Genomic DNA, 18,576 nt, shown 5'->3' with positions numbered 1-18,576 from the left:
ACTAAGAATTATTCAACCTCGTACAAAGCTTCCAATTCATCAATAAGTTCTCCTACGTAAGCAACTGCACGTTCAATGGGCTCGGTTCCACTCATATCCACACCTGCGATCTGGAACAACTCAAGTGGCTTTAAAGTACCACCTGCCTTCAATACTTGCAACCAGCGATCCACCGCAGGCTGACCTTCTTCTTGAATCATTTTCGATGCTGCTGTAGAAACAGTCAGTCCAGCAGAATACGTATAAGGATAAAGACCTCTGTAATAATGCGGCTGACGCATCCATGTATACGTAGCCCCCTCATCGATCTCGACTTCTTCTCCCCAGAACGATGACAATACTTGACCTTTAAGCTCACATAAGCGTTTTGCAGTCAATGATTCCCCAGCCATTGCTAATTCGTACACACCTCGCTGCATCTCACCTTCGAGCAAATGCATCACAAAATTATGATAATACGTATTCAATAACTGCGTGATAACCCATCGTTTTTGTCTAGTATCATTGGATTGTTTCAAAATATGCTGTGCAAGCAGAAGTTCATTCATCGTCGATGGTGCCTCAATCGCATACAGGGATGGACGCGTGTTCGAATAAATTTGATTACGTCCCGCAAGTCGGAAGTGTCCCGCATGACCAAGCTCATGCGCTAGCGTAAATGCACCTCGCATACTATCTGCCCAAGAAATCAGGATATACGGATGAGCACCATATGGTGACGAACAGAAAGCACCTGTCGATTTGCCCACATTATCTACATAATCGATCCATCGACCCGCTACCGCCTCTTTCATAATCTCACTATATTCGTCACCCATCACTTGCAGTGCATCTTGAATAAGGGTGCAAGCTTCGTCATACGTAATTTTGGGGTTGTAGGTAGGATCAAGCGGAGCCTTGAGATCACAATAGAGCATTTTATCAAGTCCAAGAACTCGTTTCTTCAATTGAGCATAGCGACGCATGTGCGGAGCTAGATTTTTTAGAATGATATCATGAATGTTATGATACATCTCAATTGTTACCTGCTGCGATTCCAAGAGCATATGGGTAACGGACTCATATCCACGAAGGCGAGACATCACAACTTGCTTCTTAACCTCAGTACCGTACGCTTCAGCAAATGTATTTTTATACTGAGACAATGTTTTGGAAAAGGATGCATACGCATTGCGACGCAGCTCCGTGTTTGAAGACATTTCGTACCTAGTTTCATACAAGCCAAAAGAAACGGGTAACTTTTCACCGTCGGATGTTTCAATTCCTGTGAAAGTCATATCCGATAGTTTACTACGCAAATAAACACGCTGCGGCAATCCCATTACCTCTCCCAGCGACGCAAGTACAGTTTCTGTCTCCGCTGAAAGCTTGTGTGGTTTATGTTCGAGCAGATCGTTTAGATTTTTTTTGAAAATAGTAAGATCAGGTTCTTCCGTTAAATAGCGCTCAATCGTACCTTCTGGAAGTTCCAAAATCTCAGAATTCACAAAGGATAATGCTGCACCGATCTTGGAGATCGCATCGCCAGCAATTCCCGAATTTGCTTGATTAACAGGGTTCGTACTCTCTTGGGATTGTTTCAGACTTGCATATGTAGCAGCTCTAACTGAACGGGCTAAGAGTGTATCTTGTGCTTGCAAACATGCAAGCAAGTTCTTCGGTCCTTCATGAAGTAAATCTTTATATTGGGTCACAGCGGATAAATCATTTTGAATCTGAAGCAATTCCTCTTTCCAAGCCTCATCAGATGGGAACAAGTCCGCCAAATTCCAGGTTGCTTCAATCGGTACTTCATTACGTTTAAGTCGTTCTTGCATTCGATATCTCTCCTTCTTGGTTGAAAATAGACTTCAAAACTCAACTTACCCATCATCTCACAGAAATTTCAGTAAATCTAGACTCATTTTCCTCGCAATAAGTTGGATAATATTTGTTTAATTGTCTAAGAATACATCCGAACCCATTATTTAAGGAGGCATATACATGGCAAGCCGTAGAAGTACGAATCGCTTATTAGAGCCACGCGCTGCTCACGCTATGGAACAATTAAAACTTGAAGTCGCCCAGCAATTTGGAATTGATCTCTCGTCAGGTGGGTATTATGGGAACATGTTAACACGTGATGCCGGTACGATCGGTGGCAACATGACAAAGCGTTTAGTACAAATGGCTGAAGAAATGTTGAACGGACGGACGAGCCGTTAGCATAGAAAAAGGACTACGACGAGGAAAGCATCCACGCATAGTCCTTTATTTTTTAAAGCTGAATATGTTCACCAGGCAATAATGCCGTACCACGAAGACCACGCTCAGATAATCCAGCTATCCAAGCATTTGCATCCTGTACGATGGGTTCAAATGTATTGTAGTGTATAGGGATGTATTGACCCGCATTAATCCATGAAGCAGCCAGATAGGCATCTTCCGGTCCCATTGTAAATACGTCCCCAATCGGCAGTGCCGCAGCGTCAATCTGATGTAATTCACCGATTAATTTCATATCACCAAATAAAGCCGTGTCCCCTGCATGATAGAAGGTCTTATCCCCCATCGTAAGCAAGATCCCACAAGGATTACCTCCATTAATGATTGATCCGTCTGGAAGCTCCAAACCTGAACCATGGAACGCAATCGTTAGTTTCACTTTTCCCCAATCGAATGTTCGTGCCCCACCTAGTTGCATCGGCGCTACTTTAGCACCTTGTGATCCGAAATACATGCTAATCTCATAATTCGCTACGATGGGGCAATTGTTCGCAAGGGCTATTTCAAGTGCATCCCCAACATGATCAAAGTGACCATGAGTTAGCAGCACGGCATCCACTTGAATATCATTGGCTTTAACTGCTGCACTTGGATTTTCCGTTAAAAAAGGATCAATGATGACCCGCGATCCATTAGCCTCAACCAAAAAACAAGAATGACCTAGAAATTGGATTTTCATCTTCCAGTTCCCCAACTTTCATTGTTATTTTTTTAGTAAAAATAATGTCAATTCTTCTCTGTTGTGGAATAACTGTTTAGCACCTTGAAGCTGAAGCTCAGGCTCCAATTGACGCACGAAATCTTTGATTGTCTGGAACGCTTTCTTGTTCATAAGCTTCACTGTTACGATAACTGTACCACCATACTGTAAAGCGTACAATAAATCTTTCAAAAGACCTGCGCTTTGACGCGGATTCCAGCTCATATCGCATACAATCAGGTCAAAACCACGCTCTGGAAGCTTCACTGAACTTGCATTTTTACGTATGAATTTCAGGTTCTTATTCTTCATTAGTGAGGGATCAAGGGTACCTGTATCGATAGCCGTAACTTCAAGACCTCTCTCTAGAAGCAAGCTTGTCCATCCTCCTGGAGCAGCTCCAAGATCAACCGCGCTGCGGTATTGGGTAAAATCGAGACTGAATACATATTCTGCTTCAAGCAGCTTGAACTTCGCCCGTGATACCTGTCCATCTTCTTTACGAAAACGAATGGCGCCACCCGACCAGTCAGACACATTATCTTGTGGGCGGGAAACCCCGACGAACATCATATCCTCTATAAGGAAGATCGAGATTATACGATCTGCGCCACGCACAACAGGCTCAGCACCGAACTTTTCACGAAGTAAGAAGTCAGCCTTTTCTCGAATAGCGGCCAGGGGATAAGCCATAGGGATTCCTTCTGACTTACGTACTTGAACTGTAACTTTTTCATCTGCTGCAAACGAGTAGTGTTCTGCAAGCATGTTTGAGAGCGCTGTTAGGTCTGCATGATTCACTTCAGCAAGTTCTTCAGACTCAGCATTTTCAACTTCTTCATTTACACGCTCAATCTCATACTCGACAGGCTGCAAGTGACGTAAGAACATCGGCATTTCCCGATAAATGGCTGCAAGCACATCTTCTTTAGTCATCGGCACATCAAACATGAATACCTCAGCTGGCATCAAGTAGGAAAACTTAAATCCTGGTAAAAGTCTTCTTAATTCTTCAATTGCATACACGGCAAAACCGCGATTCGACGTACCAATCCACTTGGAACGGGAGTTGTTCATTTCTAGTTGATTTTCCATTCTTCCACATCCTTCATTCATTACAACCTTACAAACCTATAATACCTTGATCCACGGCCGTTCGCGGAACCATTCAATTTCCACAGGAACGTCGTAAACCTGCTGCAAATTCTCACTTGTTAATACATCTCTTTTAACACCAGATGCGATAATGCGGCCACTTTCAACAAGCGCTGCATGCGTGAACATGGGTACAATTTCCTCGATATGATGCGTGACGTAGACGACTGTAATTTCATTGCTCATTGTTGTAATTGTGTCTAGTAATTTCTCACGTTCATACAAATCAAGACCTGAGCAAGGCTCGTCCATGATGAGAATCTCTGGTTCAGTCATCAATGCGCGAGCAAGCATTACTTTCTTACGCTCACCTTGAGATAACGACCCTAGGGGTTGATTTTTCAAGTGGTCTAAGCCCATGCGTTTTAGCATCGCAACAGCTTTATCAATCACTTCAGGTTCTATCGCTTCGTAAAAACGCAAAAATGCATATTGCCCTGTAGCAACAACTTCCCATACAGGATCACCTTGATTTTGCTTTTCAAATAAGGATTGCGATATATACCCGATGCGTCGTCTAACTTCTCGCACATCGCACTTGCCATATACATTACCCAACACTTCAACCTTACCCTTACTTGGAAACTCATAGCCATTCACAAGTTCAAGCATCGTTGTCTTACCAGAACCATTCCGACCTAGGATAACCCAATGCTCACCTTTACCAATCTCTAGATGAATATCTTGTAAAATATGTCGTTCTTCCCGAATAAAATCGATATTCGACAACGAAATCATGACTCTTCCCCCGATTCTCCCCAAAAAAGTTACCTATCCATGATTATGTCTCTTTTTGAGCAATTTGTACAATCAATTCATCTGGCATCGGTCCATTATGTATATAAACCTTATCTGGTTTTGCCGCGTAAAGCTCTTCGTACATCTTCGTTTTTCCAATATGAGATGAAGTATGTAAATAAATACGACTTGGGAACTTCCCTGCTGCCACAATCCATCTGACAACTTCGCCGCCGTTAGGCTGATCCCAACCTAGATCATAATCTAATGATAATATATCCACCTCGCTTGATTGAAGCAAGAGAATACATTCTGCAGCATTCCTAGCAAGTACGAACCCTTTCGGACAACGTCTCGCATCGTCCAAGTACACGTGAATCACAGTCGTTTTCCCCCTCATTGATTATACATGCAATAGTTGTTTAACGTAATGAATTTGTTGTTGATGTGTTGCAGTCACTATTGATGGTGTTTCCAGAACGATCGGTATTCCTTTTAAAAAAGGAGATTGGAGCATCCTACGCATATGCTCCTCACCGATCATCCCATGACCTATCGGCGCATGTCGATCACGCTTCTCACCTGCCGCAAATTTGGATTCGTTCAAATGAACCGCTTTCAAATGATCAAAGTAACCCGAAGATTGCCCCGAACGAACAACCTCTTCCCAATCGTACCCTTTCCAAAGCCCAGATGCAAAAGCATGACAAGTATCCAAACAAAATCCGATACGTTCCGGTTGGTCGCATAAATTACGTATCGTTGTTAACTCTTCAAAAGTGGATCCTTCAGCATCTCCTGCACCAGCCTGATTCTCAATAAGAATGAGCGCTTCCCCAGACCAAATCGATAATGTTTGATTGAGCAGCTGAATCCGGTTATGGTATCCTTTTAGACGGTCCTTATGGGAATAAGTTCCAAAGTGAACGACAAGCCCGATCGCTCCGCATGCCTCCGAGATCATTAACGCATTAAGTAGCGCTTCAAGCATGATACCCGATTCTTCAGGGTCTACGGCAAGATTTAATGGATACGGGGCATGTGCAATCGATATGATATCATTCTCTATACAATACGCTGCGCATGCTCCCGCATCATTCCTATTAATCGAATGCTTTGGAAGCAAGGTTCGTGGATTTTTCGGAAAGAATTGAAAGGCGTTGCCGCCTATTGTTTGAACTTGCTTAGCAGCTGCTAGATACCCTTTTGCCGTCGATACATGCGCACCTACATAATACATACAACTTCGCTCCAGCCCTATCCAGACATAGGTGAATTTCACCAGGATGACTTCTACGTCTTCTATATTGCCATAATGAAGCTGATTTATTCGTAAGATAATCGTTACGAAGTTATATGCTGCTCCCGCCCATCTTACGCTTTAATCGATTAATACGATGTGTTAATTCAGATAGTGGTGTCGTATCCGTACCTGAGCGACGATTGAGTACTTTTCGTTTACGCAACATTTGCTCACCAGTTTGTGCATAATCTAGAGCCCGTCCTAGGTTGCGTTCCCGGTGTTCATAATACATCGCTAACTCCACAAATGGCTCAATTAAGATACCGAATTGATCTGTTCGAAAATCAATTAATCGCTGCCATAAAACTACTGCATGCTTAAACAGCCCACGTTTTTTATACCAAGCAGCCAACTGAATCGGAACATCACTACGCCAGATGCGATTTGTTTCCGTGCAAGACAATACGATTTCCTGAAACAGCTCATCCATCCGCTCATTCGCGAGATCCACGCGTCCCATTTTCTCCAGCCACAATGCGCAACGAAATCGTTCCTCCGTCGGTACAGCAGACGAGAGTACCTTTCCTTCTAACAATTGAGCGAAATGAATGGCTAATGAAGCAAGCGACAATACATCAAGTTCATTATGATCAAAAATACCGCTAAGCAGCGTCGGGTTTCCTTCAGCTAAATATTGAAAATACAGGACTGGCGCAAGCGAACCCGGTACATCATCATGACGGTGTACGCCTAAGCGATCTTCTTCCACCGTACTAAGTTTGCAAGTCGGCAATGTATGCTTCCATACACTTCGTGATGCATGAAGCAAATCGATATGGTGTAGTTCAGGGCAATCACTCACCATCCGATTAAGCACAAGACGATTTAAGACGAGCGGCCAATCAAACGATTTTCCATTATAACTAACAAGATGGGTGCACTTCGTTAAACGCTCAAGGAAATATTGCAGCATGGCTCTTTCCTCACTTGCATTACGAATGAACAACTGCTCCATGACAATCGATTCCCCTTGGTAATACCCCATTCCGATTAAGAAGGGTACATTCCCCGCTCCAACACCAAGCCCTGTTGTCTCCGTATCAAAAAACAACAACTGTTCATGGGATTCAATTGCCTTGCCCTCTTTTTGAAAAGCGTCCAGTGCAGATGCACATTCCATAATCGTACGAAGCTCATAATCGCCATGAAACTTTGATGGAGAGAATACTTTACGCCGTAAAATAAATGAACCCCATTCGTTCGACACAAGCTCTGCACCCAATAGACGCCAACCAGCAGGCAAGTCAGACTCCTTAGAAGTTGTCTCAAGAGAGTCTAACATCGGCAAATCCACTTGTTCTTCAACTGACTCCTCTTGTACCGGCTCTATGAACTTCTGATAACTTACAGGTAGTTCCATTTCATTTTCATTATGCTCTGTACTCTTCGTTTGTAGAGAGCCTTGTCCAGAACTTTTTAATCGCAGCAATCGTTCTCTTAGTCCGCTCATGTTTCATCAGCTCCTCGTATTACCTCAAGACACGAATCAAGTTTACCCATCTGTTTCCATAACCGTTAATAACTTCATCGCTAACTCTTTACCTTGTAATCCAACCTCTTCAATAGGCCCTACACATGCTGGGCAACCACTTAAACATCCACATTCCCGGATAATGCGCTGTGCTTCTTCAAGTAACGAGCCATGCAGTTCATACAAATTCTCACTTAGCCCAATCCCGCCTGGATATCGATCATAGAAAAAGATTGTCGGCTTCTTATTGTGCAGAGCACGCACTTGTGGTACTACCCGTATATCCATCGGATCGCACATTAGATAAAGCGGTGCAATATGAACCAGTATGTTCGCAAGTCCCAGTAAGGCGTATTGCATCTCATTTTTCGAAAAATGTTCTGCTGCTTCGTCATGGAAGGAGAACCAGTAGGAGCTTGTGTGAAGCTCCTCTTCTGGAAGATGAATGGGGCCCGATCCTATATTTTCGTGTGTATGCAAACGAATTTTTTTGAAAATAGTAGGCTGCGCATTAATCGTCACTTCACCATACTGCCGATCTAAGCTATACTTCTTCTCTTCTTTATGCACATGAAGTACTTTAAGCTGTACGGCCAAATTCGCATCCGTATAATAATCGACATTGACTTCACGTACGAACGCTTTCTTTTCTTCATAATCGAGCTTTTCAACCTGATATTGCACACCTTCATGCAAGTAGATCGCTTCTTCATGGATCAAAGTCGGCGCTGAGAAACGATCGACTTCTCCAATGACACGTGAACCATGAGAAATATCGATAATAACAAAATTCTCTTGCGCAGCTGAGCGCAGTGAAATGGTTTGAGCAGGGAAAGATTGCTCCATCCAATACCAGCGATTCCCAACGTGATGAAGCACCTTCTCTTCTGCTAGAAAATCTAACAGATCCACAAGTGGTTCACCACCGAACTCCTCCCCCTCTTCAAAAGGAAGCTCATAAGCTGCACATTTGACATGATCCACAAGAATCAATAGATTATCTGGATGAATTCGTGCCTGTTCAGGTGGTCGTTCAAAGAAAAATCGAGGGTGAGATATCACATATTGATCAAGAGGTCCTGAACTCGCTACAAGTACGGTTAATGAACTTTCCATTCGACGCCCTGCACGACCTGCTTGCTGCCAAGTTGATGCAATTGTTCCGGGGTACCCACATAAGACACAAGCTTGTAGTTGACCAATATCAATTCCAAGCTCTAACGCATTCGTACTTACAACCCCGCGGATCTCGCCTTGGCGCAGTCCCCGCTCAATTTCACGCCGTTGTTGTGGGAGATATCCGCCACGATACCCCCTGATCGACTTTGGCCCTAAATCTTTACGAATTAATTCCTGTAAGTACGACAGTAAGATTTCTACCCGAACACGCGAACGCGCAAAAACAATCGTCTGAATACCGCTGTTAAGCAGCAAAGCTGCTATTTTCCGAGCTTCAAGCACTGAACTTCTGCGTATACCAAGCTGTGCATTCACAACAGGCGGATTGTAAAAGGCAAAATGCTTCTCGCCCGCAGGCGCACCGTTGTTATCGACTAACTGGACGGACTCTCCGATCAGCTTCTCAGCGTGTTCTTTCGGATTTGCAATTGTTGCTGACGCACAAATAAACTGCGGATTTGACCCATAAAAACGGCAAATACGCTTCAAACGCCGAATCACATTGGCAACATGCGAACCAAATACACCACGATACGCATGGACCTCATCGATCACGATGTATTTGAGATTCTCGAACAATTTCACCCATTTCGTATGTAAGGGTAGAATCGCCGAATGCAGCATATCTGGATTCGTCACCACAATATGACCTGCATTACGAATGGCGGTACGTGCAGATGGAGGCGTATCTCCGTCATACGTACTTGATTTCAGGTCAACACCCATCAGGTTTATCATTTCCTGCAATTCGGATACTTGGTCTTGAGCTAGTGCCTTTGTCGGGAATAAATACAATGCTCTACTGCTGTCATTCTCCAAGATTTGCTGGAGGACAGGAAGGTTGTAACATAGTGTTTTACCTGATGCCGTAGGCGTTACAGTTACGACATGATTTCCTGCCGCAGCTTGTACGAACGCATCCCGTTGATGTGTATATAAGTGATGAATACCTCTTTGCGACAATGCTTCACGGATTTTAGGGTGCAGCTCTTCTGGAAAGTGTGCCGTTTTTGCATCTCTCTCCGGAATCGTATGCCAATAGGTAACCCCTGACATGATCTCCTCATTCCCTCGCATTACATCGATAAATTCCTCAATCGAGGATACTTTTCCAGTCAAATGATTCATTTAACACACGTTCCCCTTTACTGCTTCATAACTCTATCTTACAGAATACACGTTCGCTTTTCAATCCAAGAAATGAACTTCAGCTCACGCAAAAAAAGCGCAGATCTGACATATCTGTCGTATCCTGCGCTTTCCCGGGAAAAGTTAGATCGAATCAGAGGAATCATCATAATCGAATCGTATGCCACCGTATGCATCATCCTCGATACTCATATCCCGCTCTCTTTGAAGTGCAGACTCCGAACTTTCACGGAGTTTGGTTAATACTTCACGAATTCCCTCTATTTTACTAGGATTCTTCTCGACTTGCATAGCTGTTTGCAGGGCTTGCTCAATAATGATAATGTCTTGACTGGTATATTTCATCATTTCACCTCAGCAAAGGAATCTACACCCTATTTTTCCCTGAAAACGGTGTGATCATTCAGCTTTTACGAACATTTTCATGCTTGAAGAGATATTCTTTGGGATGTTCCATTACGCTTCTTATGATAGAAGCTCTTCAAACTATCTTTAATTTTATCTTTAAATGAATTCGAACTTGGTCGTCCCCATCGAATAAACCCATTCATCTTTTTAGCATTTCTCATGAGGCAAAACATACTATCCATTTGCTTATAAACGTTCTGTGTACTTAATACATTACGATAAGAAAATCTGGGCGCATGCGATGGCGTTACATCCATAATTGTATGCTTAGTTGGACGTGCTTGTGCTTGAGAACAACCAACAAGTAGTCCTATTATTAATAAAATGTTCATGATTCGAATCATGGCATGCTTCATTGACATGTCCCCCCCATGATATATACGCAAAAATCAGCCAAATGTTTCGCTGAACAACTAGCAAATTAAAAGAAAAAAATCCCCCGCCTAGCGGGAGATTGTGTAAGACCAGAAATCTTCAGCAAGATGTGCATTTGCATGTATAGTTTGTGCTTCTTTTAACAACTGTTGAGCGCCGATCTCTTGATAACGGGCAGAAATATGCGTCATGATTAATACCTCAGCCCCGGCTTGTTTCGCAGTTCTTGCAGCTTCAGCCGATGTGGAGTGATCATAAGCTTGAGCAAGATCACTTTTCTCAGCTTCAAATGTCGCCTCATGCACCAATACATTTGCTTGATGAGCAAGCTCAACCGCAGCAGCGCACGGCTTCGTATCTCCTAAAATCGTAATCACGCGTCCAGAAATGGACGGCCCAATGTAATCCGAACCTTTAATCATTCGACCATCTGACAGGGTAACAACTCCGCCTTGTTTAATTTGACCATAGATGGGTCCTGAAGGGATGCCTTCTTGACGAAGTTTATCCGTTAATAACGGACCTGGCAAATCACGCTCTACGATCCGAAAACCGAAGCATTCTACACGATGCTCAAGACGCTTAACCTCAACAGAAAAAGTATCATCCGTATCAATGACTCCTTCTTCAACGATCTCAATGATGTGAAGATCATAGTTCAGATGAGAACCACTAATCGCAAGTGATTGACGCACGAATGTTTCAATCCCTCTTGGTCCGTATAGGGTTAGCGGTGTATCACCACCATGATGGGAGCGTGAAGACAATAAACCAGGTAGTCCGAAAATGTGATCCCCATGCAAATGGGTAATAAAAACCTTCTCTAACTTACTGAGTTTCACTGGTGTGCGGAGAATTTGGTGCTGCGTCCCTTCCCCACAATCAAACAACCAATAAGTGCCGCGTTCAGCAAGTAGATTTAGAGCAATAGCAGTGACATTGCGCTCTTTGGACGGCATTCCTGCCCCTGTTCCTAGAAAATAAAGTTCCAATCTATTACTTGCTCCATTCTATATGGTTTACACTTTATCGACGTTAAAATAACGAGCTTCAGGATGTGAGAACACCATAGCAGAAACGGATGCTTCTGGCTCCATCATCGATCCTTCTGTCAATTCGACATCGATATCTTCAGGTTTCATCAGAGCAAATAATTGCTTCTGGTCATCCAAATCTGGACAAGCCGGATAACCGAAGGAGAATCGCTGTCCGATGTACTTTGCCCCAAAACGTTCTTGCATCGTCATTGTCGCCGAATCCGCAATCCCCCATACATCACGCATGATGTGGTGAATTCTCTCAGCGAACGATTCAGCAAGCTCTAACGCCGTTGACTGCAAAGCATGAGAACGTAAGTAATCGCCAGACTCGCGCCATTCACGAGCAATCTCTGAAACGCCGTGACCTGCCGTGACAACGAGGAATCCTACATAGTCCATCACTCCGCTCTCTACAGATTTTAAGTAATCTGCTAGGCATAAATACGGTTCAGTCTCTTGACGTGGGAATGTGAAAGTTTGAAGCACTTTCGAATGATCTTCTGGATCATAGATAAAGATCGTCTCGCCTTTGGATTGTGCAGGGAAGAATCGGTACATCCCTTGTGCTTTAATAATACCGTCTCTTTGTGCCTCCTGTAAAATACCATCTACAGTTTCTTTCAATCCAATTGCTTTCTCATCACCTTCAGCGATTAGTTTTTCAACTTTGCCTTTCAGACCCAAATGATGTCCAAGAAGCATTTGCATATTCACATACGGCATTAAATGGCCAATTGGATAATCTCGAAGCACATGACGTTCTGTATCTGGTGGTATTTGAACAGGTAAATTTCGATTGACAGTAGAATTTTTCACCCGTGTTAATTTAGGCAGGGAGTCCTCACTCTTACCCGCTTCCATCACATCGGATTCCTTGCTCTCACGAAGCTCTTGAACGAGACGTTTACGTTGTTCTGGATCACTTAATTTGTTAGCAATATCAAGACCATCCATTGCGTCCTTCGCATAAAGAACCATACCTTCATATTCAGGCGCAATCCGAGTTTTTGTGAACTTCCGAGTTAATGCAGCGCCGCCCACCATGATTGGAACATCAATTCCAGCATTACGCAAATCTTGAGCGGTAACAACCATTTGTTGAGCAGACTTCACTAGAAGTCCTGATAAGCCAATTGCATCTGGCTTTTCTTTCCGGTATGCCTCGATCAATTGTTCAGGTGGAACCTTAATACCAAGATTGACAATTTGGTAGCCATTATTTGATAAAATAATCTCGACCAAATTTTTCCCAATGTCATGTACATCACCTTTTACTGTAGCAAGAATTATTTTACCTTTGACTGCTGATTCATCTTTTTCCATGAATTGTTCGAGATGAGCAACAGATGCCTTCATCACTTCAGCACTTTGCAATACTTCAGCAACGATCAATTCATTGTTATTGAACAATTTACCAACTTCTGCCATACCCGCCATTAAAGGACCATTAATGATATCAAGAGGTGCATACTTCTCAAGAGCCAAATTTAGGTCAGGAATCAACCCTTCCTTTGTTCCCTCTACGACATAAGAGGCTAAGCGTTCTTCCAATGATAAATTCGAGATCTTTTCTTTCTTCTCTACTTTCTTTTCACGAAAATGTGCAACAAAATCAGCTAAAGTTTCATCATTCGTGTTATAAATCAAGTCTTCCGCAAGCTTCCGCTCAAGATCAGGGATGGATGCATAGCGTTCAAGTTTCTCCGTATTTACAATCGCATAATCCAAGCCCGCTTTCGTACAATGGTACAAATAAACGGAGTTCAACACTTCTCGACCTGCATCTGGAAGACCAAAACTAATGTTGCTTAAGCCAAGAATGGTCTTACAAGCCGGATATTTTTCCTTAATCATACGAATACCTTCGATAGTCTCAACCGCAGAACCAATGTACTGTGGATCACCAGAGCCGACTGGGAACATATTCGGATCAAAAATAATATCATGCGCCTGCATGCCATATTTACCGGTTAATAAGTCATAGGCTCTTGTCGCGACTTCCATCTTCGCTTCTCGACTTACAGCTTGACCACGTTCATCGATCAGGATACATACGACCGCTGCTCCGTATTTATGCAATAAAGGAACCACATTCTTGAATTTCTCTTCGCCATCCTCTAAATTGATCGAGTTGACGATTGATTTACCTTGCGAATATTTTAGTCCCAATTCAATGATGTGATCATAAGTGGAGTCAATCATGATTGGAACTTTGATTTTTTTAACAACTTGCTGAATAAAAGTCTCCATTGCGTACGCTTCATCAATGTCCGTATCTTGTAAGTTGATATCGACGATATGCGCTCCATTTTTCACTTGCGTTCGTGCAATCTCAGAAGCTTCTTCAAATTTTTCTTCTTTAATTAATCGCTTAAATTTACGAGATCCTGATATGTTTGTCCGCTCACCGACCATATAAGGACGATTCTCTGGTTCAATATATACCGTTTCAATACCCGAAACAGCTGGTGAATGTGTTCCCTCTTGTAGACGAGGCTTGAACTTAGACAACGCTTCAGATAATGCCCGAATATGATCAGGCGTTGTACCACAGCAACCACCTGCTATATTCAGCCAGCCTTGTTCGGCAAACGCAGCCATCTTTTTAGCTAAAGATTCTGGCGATTCATGATAGTGACCATTCTCATCGGGTAACCCCGCATTCGGGTAACAAGAAATCGATGTATTGGCAATTTCAGATAACGTCCGAATATGATCACGCATGAATTCTGGTCCTGTCGCACAGTTCAAACCTATCGAAATCGGCTTTAAATGCTCAAGAGACACATAGAAAGATTCAATATTTTGCCCAGCAAGCGTAGTACCCATTGGCTCGATGGTTCCAGAGATCATGATTGGAAGCTCAATACCAAGATCAGAATAAGCACGACGTATCGCTATTGATCCAGCTTTCACGTTCAATGTATCCTGAGAGGTTTCTAGTAATATCGCATCGACACCTGCTTCAACGAGTGCCCGAGCCTGCTCATAGTAACTTTCTTCTAACTCTTCAAATGTAATACCACCAGTTACTGACAACGTTTTCGTAGTAGGCCCAATAGCACCAGCTACATAACGTGGCCATTCAGGAGTTGAATATTTCTCTGCTGCTTCAATGGCAAGCTTTGCTGCAACTAGGTTTATCTCTCTAGCACGTTCAGGAATATCGTATTCTGCAAGTACGACACTAGCCGCTCCGAATGTATTCGTCTCAACGATGTCAGCACCTGCAGCAAAATATTGTTCATGTATATTTCGGATTACATCAGGACGAGTGAGAACGAGCATTTCATTACAACCCTCGAGCTCTTCACCACCAAAATCGGCATCAGTTAAATTCTCCGCTTGAATCATCGTTCCCATGGCACCGTCTAAAATCATAATTTTATGTTTTAACTGCTCTTGTAATGTACGTTTCGTCATTTCTCTGCTCTCCTTCTCTCTACTCTGGTCGCCATTCTTAATAAGATTAAGAACAATGAAATATTTTAAAAATAAGTGTATCAGAATCATTCTCCCCTGAAAAGAATATCCTTCCTATTTTCAAAATAGATAGACTCAAAAACAATATTCTGAATGAATCGACATCAATGTTAATTTGCACTATAATACTTAATATCCTATTGGAAAAGAGAGGGATTAACATGGCTGAAATTCTTATTCGTAATACTGGCGAGCGTATTAGCGGCGAAGAAAACGTTCGCGCTTTTCTAGATTCTCAAGAAGTACTGTATGAGCATTGGAATCCAAGCAAGCTTTCAGCAGAACTTCAAGAAAAATTCATTCTCTCAGATGAAGAGAAACAACAAATCTTATCGACGTTTGAACCAGAGATTAAAGATTTAGCAGCTCGTCGTGGGTATCAGACTTGGGATATCATCGCTTTATCCGAAGCTACACCAAATTTAGATGAACTTCTCAAAAAATTCGAGCAAGTTCATACACATACGGAAGACGAAGTTCGCGCAATCGCTGCAGGTAAAGGGATTTTCATCATTAAAGGAACAGATGAAGTAGGTTACTTTGATGTAGAACTTGAAGCTGGAGATGTTATTTCCGTTCCAGAACATAAACCGCATTTCTTCACTTTAATGGATAATAAGCAAATTGTGGCTGTTCGTTTATTTATCGAAACTGAAGGTTGGATTGCACATCCTTTCCAAGATGATTCCTTCATTAAGGCCTAATTCCATTACCGATTATCCATATAAATAAAAGAGGGTGTCCCTAGCCATATTCATGGCTTTGGTAGCACCCTCTTTTTCAAATTCATTCGATATACTTGTATTATTTACTTCTATAAAAAAGATTAGAGCTGCTCGCTATCAATCAATTGTTGAATTTGTGATAAATGGTTAATTTCATAAGTAGGAATAATTTCATCTGTACGAGTTACACCATGACGGTTGATCCACATATTCTTCATCCCGATTCGATTCGATCCAAGAATATCTGTTGTTAACTTATCGCCTACCATCACGCCCTCTGATGGTTCTATACCAAGAGCCTCAACTGCACGCCAAAAAATCGTTTCAGCAGGTTTGCCTTGTCCATGATTACCCGAAATAATAATTTGGTCAAAGTAAGATGCAAGCTCAGGAGCACCATCTAGCTTCTCTTGCTGTAAGTCTGGACAACCATTCGTCAATAGCAACAACATATACTTTTCTTTCAGCTGTTGAAGGACTTTGAATGTTTCTTCATAGATGATAGGACGCATACGACGCTCCGCTGCGAACATCTCGCCTAACCGTTGGCCAAGTTCATGATTTTCTACACCGCATACACGAAGTCCACGTGTCCAAGCTTCCGTACGATATGTAGGCGCAAGATCACGTAATTTCTTGAGATTCTCATCTTCGCCTTTAAGGAAATTACCCCAAAGTGCTTCAAATGGGTTAATTCCAATACTTTTCGTATAAGGGAAAGTTTCATATGTCTCGTAAAGGGCACGAGCCTCTTGTCGAACCGCCGCTTCTAGTTCATTTGGAAGGACTGATGCATGCTTAGCCGCTTCCTCACATGTTACGCGAAAAGATTCTTTAATGCTTCGTTCATCCCATAACAACGTATCATCGAGATCAAAAAGAATCGCTTTAATCGTCATCCCTATTTCCCCTTCTTCCGCTTAAGTTCATTACCATGCTCATCGACAACTTTAATCGTTTTTAAATGAGACTCCAAATTACCAGTTACGGACTGAATGTATTTTTTACGAAGTTCATCTCGTTCAACTAGTTCTTCTTCACTTAACCCCTCTGCTTTATGCTTACGGGCTAATTCATTAATACGATTAATTGTGTGTTCCATCTGTCAATTGCCTCCTCGTAACATCATTCGTTCAGTGGATTCTGCTAATACTTTGCCACTACGTCCGGACAATGTCAAGCTTGAAGCACAATTGGAACTTCGAATCGAACCGAAGCATGGAAAATCGTCAAACTAAGGAATCAATAACGATTGCCCAGCTTGCAAAGAAGTAGATGACATTGCGTTTACTTTCTGAATTTTCCTCATGTAATCTCTAACCGACACACCCTTAGGTGCAAACTCAGTTGCGATTGACCAAAGTGTTTCACCAGCATTCACAGTAATTCTGTCATAAGCAACTTGATTGGCCGACACTATTGCTTGTTCAAACTTGGATGTCGGAGTAATCCCAGGTTGCGCCGCATAAGTATGTACAATTGCTCCACCACAAGCAGCTACAGCAATGATCAAAACCAACATCACGACACGAAGCAATCGATTATGACGAGAGCTTGTCCCTGTCATAGCGGTAACAATCTTTTTTGACCCCATATTTTGTTTTGAACGGAAACTCACTCTCTTATTTGTTGTATGTTTTGTAACTGAAGAAGAATCATAATTCGTCATATAGTACATGAATATACACCCCAAACGTTTGTTCTTGTTTTTAAATTAACACGAACAAACGTTTGTGTCAATGCTTCACAATGACAAATTATGAGACCGATTTGATAAATACAGGAATTATTCGAACTTATGTTTGTACGAACTCGAGTTCTATGATATAATTAACCTACTTATTACATATATGGAGGGATACTCGTGAGCAAGGTCTCTCAGCGTCAACTTGCTATTCTAGATTTTATTAAAACTGAAGTAAAAGCAAAAGGATACCCACCTTCTGTTCGTGAGATTGGAGAGGCTGTTGGACTTGCGTCTTCATCTACCGTTCATGGTCACTTAGATCGTCTAGAGAGAAAAGGGTTAATCCGTAGAGATCCAACAAAGCCTAGAGCCATCGAAGTTTTGCATGGTAATGAGAACGAAACAGGCATTGAAAACTTCCCATCCGTAGCTCGAGTTCCATTAATCGGTAAAGTTACAGCAGGTTTACCTATTACAGCTACAGAGAATATCGAAGATTATTTCCCTCTTCCCGCTCACTATGTGAAAGAAGATAACGTGTTTATGCTTAGTGTTATGGGTGAATCTATGATTGATGCTGGCATTCACGATGGTGACTACGTCATCGTTCGTCAGCAGCAAACTGCCCATAACGGTGAAATTGTCGTTGCTATGACTGAAGACAACGAAGCAACCGTTAAACGTTTCTACAAAGAGAAAGACCATATTCGTTTGCAGCCTGAGAATACTACTATGCAGCCTATTCGCCTCAATAATGTGACTATTCTTGGTAAAGTCATCGGACTATTTCGAGGTATTTAATCCAGTATTAACATGAAACAAACACCTCCACTGTGCCTTAAATGGCATTTTAGTGGAGGTGTTTGTTGTTTCAATGGTAACAAAATAGCTAAAACAA

Annotated in this window: 18 protein-coding genes; 3 read left to right on the top strand and 15 right to left on the bottom strand. The window is 42.3% G+C overall.

Translation table 11 applies throughout. From position 1 onward, the window contains the following. Nucleotides 1-8: 8 nt before the first annotated feature. Nucleotides 9-1,817, bottom strand: coding sequence for an oligoendopeptidase F (gene pepF, locus ACSBOP_RS08935; RefSeq protein WP_442604062.1), 1,809 nt, complete (start codon nucleotides 1,815-1,817; stop codon nucleotides 9-11). Nucleotides 1,818-1,983: 166 nt separating this feature from the next. Between pepF and ACSBOP_RS08930 the strand changes: the two genes are divergently transcribed. Continuing rightward, on the top strand, nucleotides 1,984-2,205 hold the full coding sequence (locus ACSBOP_RS08930; RefSeq protein WP_442604061.1) for a small, acid-soluble spore protein, alpha/beta type: 222 nt from the start codon (nucleotides 1,984-1,986) through the stop codon (nucleotides 2,203-2,205). Nucleotides 2,206-2,257: 52 nt separating this feature from the next. On the opposite strand, the gene ACSBOP_RS08925 is transcribed toward ACSBOP_RS08930, so the two are convergent. The 11 genes from ACSBOP_RS08925 to metH all read right to left on the bottom strand — a co-directional run bounded on the left by ACSBOP_RS08925 (nucleotide 2,258) and on the right by metH (nucleotide 15,206). Next, nucleotides 2,258-2,944 (bottom strand): metal-dependent hydrolase, encoded by a 687-nt coding sequence (locus ACSBOP_RS08925; RefSeq protein ID WP_442604060.1) that lies wholly within the window; start codon nucleotides 2,942-2,944, stop codon nucleotides 2,258-2,260. A 24-nt stretch (nucleotides 2,945-2,968) separates the two neighbouring features. Next, nucleotides 2,969-4,060: an SAM-dependent methyltransferase gene (locus ACSBOP_RS08920; RefSeq protein ID WP_442604059.1), complete on the bottom strand. Its 1,092-nt coding sequence runs from the start codon at nucleotides 4,058-4,060 to the stop codon at nucleotides 2,969-2,971. Nucleotides 4,061-4,096: 36 nt separating this feature from the next. Continuing rightward, on the bottom strand, nucleotides 4,097-4,858 hold the full coding sequence (locus ACSBOP_RS08915) for an ABC transporter ATP-binding protein (RefSeq protein WP_442604058.1): 762 nt from the start codon (nucleotides 4,856-4,858) through the stop codon (nucleotides 4,097-4,099). Nucleotides 4,859-4,901: 43 nt separating this feature from the next. Then, nucleotides 4,902-5,240: a cyclic-phosphate processing receiver domain-containing protein gene (locus ACSBOP_RS08910; protein ID WP_442604057.1), complete on the bottom strand. Its 339-nt coding sequence runs from the start codon at nucleotides 5,238-5,240 to the stop codon at nucleotides 4,902-4,904. A gap of 21 nt (nucleotides 5,241-5,261) precedes the next feature. Then, nucleotides 5,262-6,098 (bottom strand): deoxyribonuclease IV, encoded by an 837-nt coding sequence (locus ACSBOP_RS08905; RefSeq protein ID WP_442604056.1) that lies wholly within the window; start codon nucleotides 6,096-6,098, stop codon nucleotides 5,262-5,264. Between the two features lie 112 nt (nucleotides 6,099-6,210). Continuing rightward, nucleotides 6,211-7,611, bottom strand: a complete 1,401-nt coding sequence (locus ACSBOP_RS08900) for a ribonuclease H-like domain-containing protein (RefSeq protein WP_442604055.1) — start codon at nucleotides 7,609-7,611, stop codon at nucleotides 6,211-6,213. Between the two features lie 42 nt (nucleotides 7,612-7,653). Beyond that, a complete protein-coding gene (locus tag ACSBOP_RS08895) occupies nucleotides 7,654-9,939 on the bottom strand; it encodes a DEAD/DEAH box helicase (protein WP_442604054.1) in 2,286 nt (761 codons plus the stop codon). Nucleotides 9,940-10,083: 144 nt separating this feature from the next. Further along, nucleotides 10,084-10,308 carry a hypothetical protein gene (locus ACSBOP_RS08890; protein ID WP_442604053.1) on the bottom strand — a complete coding sequence of 75 codons (225 nt, stop codon included), beginning with the start codon at nucleotides 10,306-10,308 and terminating at the stop codon, nucleotides 10,084-10,086. A 74-nt stretch (nucleotides 10,309-10,382) separates the two neighbouring features. Further along, a complete protein-coding gene (locus ACSBOP_RS08885) occupies nucleotides 10,383-10,724 on the bottom strand; it encodes a hypothetical protein (RefSeq protein ID WP_442604052.1) in 342 nt (113 codons plus the stop codon). Nucleotides 10,725-10,811: 87 nt separating this feature from the next. Beyond that, nucleotides 10,812-11,735: a ribonuclease Z gene (gene rnz, locus ACSBOP_RS08880; RefSeq protein ID WP_442604051.1), complete on the bottom strand. Its 924-nt coding sequence runs from the start codon at nucleotides 11,733-11,735 to the stop codon at nucleotides 10,812-10,814. A 27-nt stretch (nucleotides 11,736-11,762) separates the two neighbouring features. Then, nucleotides 11,763-15,206: a methionine synthase gene (gene metH, locus ACSBOP_RS08875; protein ID WP_442604050.1), complete on the bottom strand. Its 3,444-nt coding sequence runs from the start codon at nucleotides 15,204-15,206 to the stop codon at nucleotides 11,763-11,765. A 221-nt stretch (nucleotides 15,207-15,427) separates the two neighbouring features. Here metH and ACSBOP_RS08870 point away from each other — a divergent pair, with 221 nt between their 5' ends. Beyond that, a complete protein-coding gene (locus ACSBOP_RS08870) occupies nucleotides 15,428-15,970 on the top strand; it encodes a 1,2-dihydroxy-3-keto-5-methylthiopentene dioxygenase (RefSeq protein ID WP_442604049.1) in 543 nt (180 codons plus the stop codon). Nucleotides 15,971-16,092: 122 nt separating this feature from the next. On the opposite strand, the gene ACSBOP_RS08865 is transcribed toward ACSBOP_RS08870, so the two are convergent. The 3 genes from ACSBOP_RS08865 to ACSBOP_RS08855 all read right to left on the bottom strand — a co-directional run bounded on the left by ACSBOP_RS08865 (nucleotide 16,093) and on the right by ACSBOP_RS08855 (nucleotide 17,669). Next, the gene (locus tag ACSBOP_RS08865; RefSeq protein WP_442604048.1) at nucleotides 16,093-16,890 is read right to left on the bottom strand and encodes an HAD family hydrolase; all 798 of its coding nucleotides are present in this window, start codon (nucleotides 16,888-16,890) and stop codon (nucleotides 16,093-16,095) included. Between the two features lie 2 nt (nucleotides 16,891-16,892). Beyond that, entirely contained in the window at nucleotides 16,893-17,093 is a 201-nt protein-coding gene (locus ACSBOP_RS08860) for a DUF896 domain-containing protein (protein ID WP_442604047.1), read from the bottom strand. A gap of 132 nt (nucleotides 17,094-17,225) precedes the next feature. Beyond that, a complete protein-coding gene (locus ACSBOP_RS08855; RefSeq protein WP_442604046.1) occupies nucleotides 17,226-17,669 on the bottom strand; it encodes a LysM peptidoglycan-binding domain-containing protein in 444 nt (147 codons plus the stop codon). Nucleotides 17,670-17,855: 186 nt separating this feature from the next. Here ACSBOP_RS08855 and lexA point away from each other — a divergent pair, with 186 nt between their 5' ends. Next, a complete protein-coding gene (gene lexA / locus ACSBOP_RS08850; RefSeq protein ID WP_442604045.1) occupies nucleotides 17,856-18,479 on the top strand; it encodes a transcriptional repressor LexA in 624 nt (207 codons plus the stop codon). The last annotated feature ends 97 nt before the right edge of the window (nucleotides 18,480-18,576 follow it).

It is taken from the genome of Paenibacillus sp. KN14-4R, assembly GCF_052180255.1.
In the GTDB taxonomy this organism is placed as follows: Bacteria; Bacillota; Bacilli; order Paenibacillales; family NBRC-103111; genus Paenibacillus_AM.
Note: the sequence above shows the minus strand (reverse complement) of the source record. Positions and strands in the feature narration are given on the sequence as shown.

What these genes read in the sequence shown, in the direction of transcription:
- ACSBOP_RS08890 (WP_442604053.1), bottom strand. Translation starts at nt 10,308, where the DNA reads ATGATGAAATATACCAGTCAAGACATTATCATTATTGAGCAAGCCCTG.
- ACSBOP_RS08885 (WP_442604052.1), bottom strand. Translation starts at nt 10,724, where the DNA reads ATGAAGCATGCCATGATTCGAATCATGAACATTTTATTAATAATAGGA.
- ACSBOP_RS08930 (WP_442604061.1), top strand. Translation starts at nt 1,984, where the DNA reads ATGGCAAGCCGTAGAAGTACGAATCGCTTATTAGAGCCACGCGCTGCT.
- metH (WP_442604050.1), bottom strand. Translation starts at nt 15,206, where the DNA reads ATGACGAAACGTACATTACAAGAGCAGTTAAAACATAAAATTATGATT.
- ACSBOP_RS08905 (WP_442604056.1), bottom strand. Translation starts at nt 6,098, where the DNA reads ATGTATTATGTAGGTGCGCATGTATCGACGGCAAAAGGGTATCTAGCA.
- ACSBOP_RS08915 (WP_442604058.1), bottom strand. Translation starts at nt 4,858, where the DNA reads ATGATTTCGTTGTCGAATATCGATTTTATTCGGGAAGAACGACATATT.
- ACSBOP_RS08900 (WP_442604055.1), bottom strand. Translation starts at nt 7,611, where the DNA reads ATGAGCGGACTAAGAGAACGATTGCTGCGATTAAAAAGTTCTGGACAA.
- ACSBOP_RS08865 (WP_442604048.1), bottom strand. Translation starts at nt 16,890, where the DNA reads ATGACGATTAAAGCGATTCTTTTTGATCTCGATGATACGTTGTTATGG.
- ACSBOP_RS08920 (WP_442604059.1), bottom strand. Translation starts at nt 4,060, where the DNA reads ATGGAAAATCAACTAGAAATGAACAACTCCCGTTCCAAGTGGATTGGT.
- ACSBOP_RS08855 (WP_442604046.1), bottom strand. Translation starts at nt 17,669, where the DNA reads ATGTACTATATGACGAATTATGATTCTTCTTCAGTTACAAAACATACA.
- ACSBOP_RS08870 (WP_442604049.1), top strand. Translation starts at nt 15,428, where the DNA reads ATGGCTGAAATTCTTATTCGTAATACTGGCGAGCGTATTAGCGGCGAA.
- ACSBOP_RS08895 (WP_442604054.1), bottom strand. Translation starts at nt 9,939, where the DNA reads ATGAATCATTTGACTGGAAAAGTATCCTCGATTGAGGAATTTATCGAT.
- ACSBOP_RS08925 (WP_442604060.1), bottom strand. Translation starts at nt 2,944, where the DNA reads ATGAAAATCCAATTTCTAGGTCATTCTTGTTTTTTGGTTGAGGCTAAT.
- ACSBOP_RS08860 (WP_442604047.1), bottom strand. Translation starts at nt 17,093, where the DNA reads ATGGAACACACAATTAATCGTATTAATGAATTAGCCCGTAAGCATAAA.
- pepF (WP_442604062.1), bottom strand. Translation starts at nt 1,817, where the DNA reads ATGCAAGAACGACTTAAACGTAATGAAGTACCGATTGAAGCAACCTGG.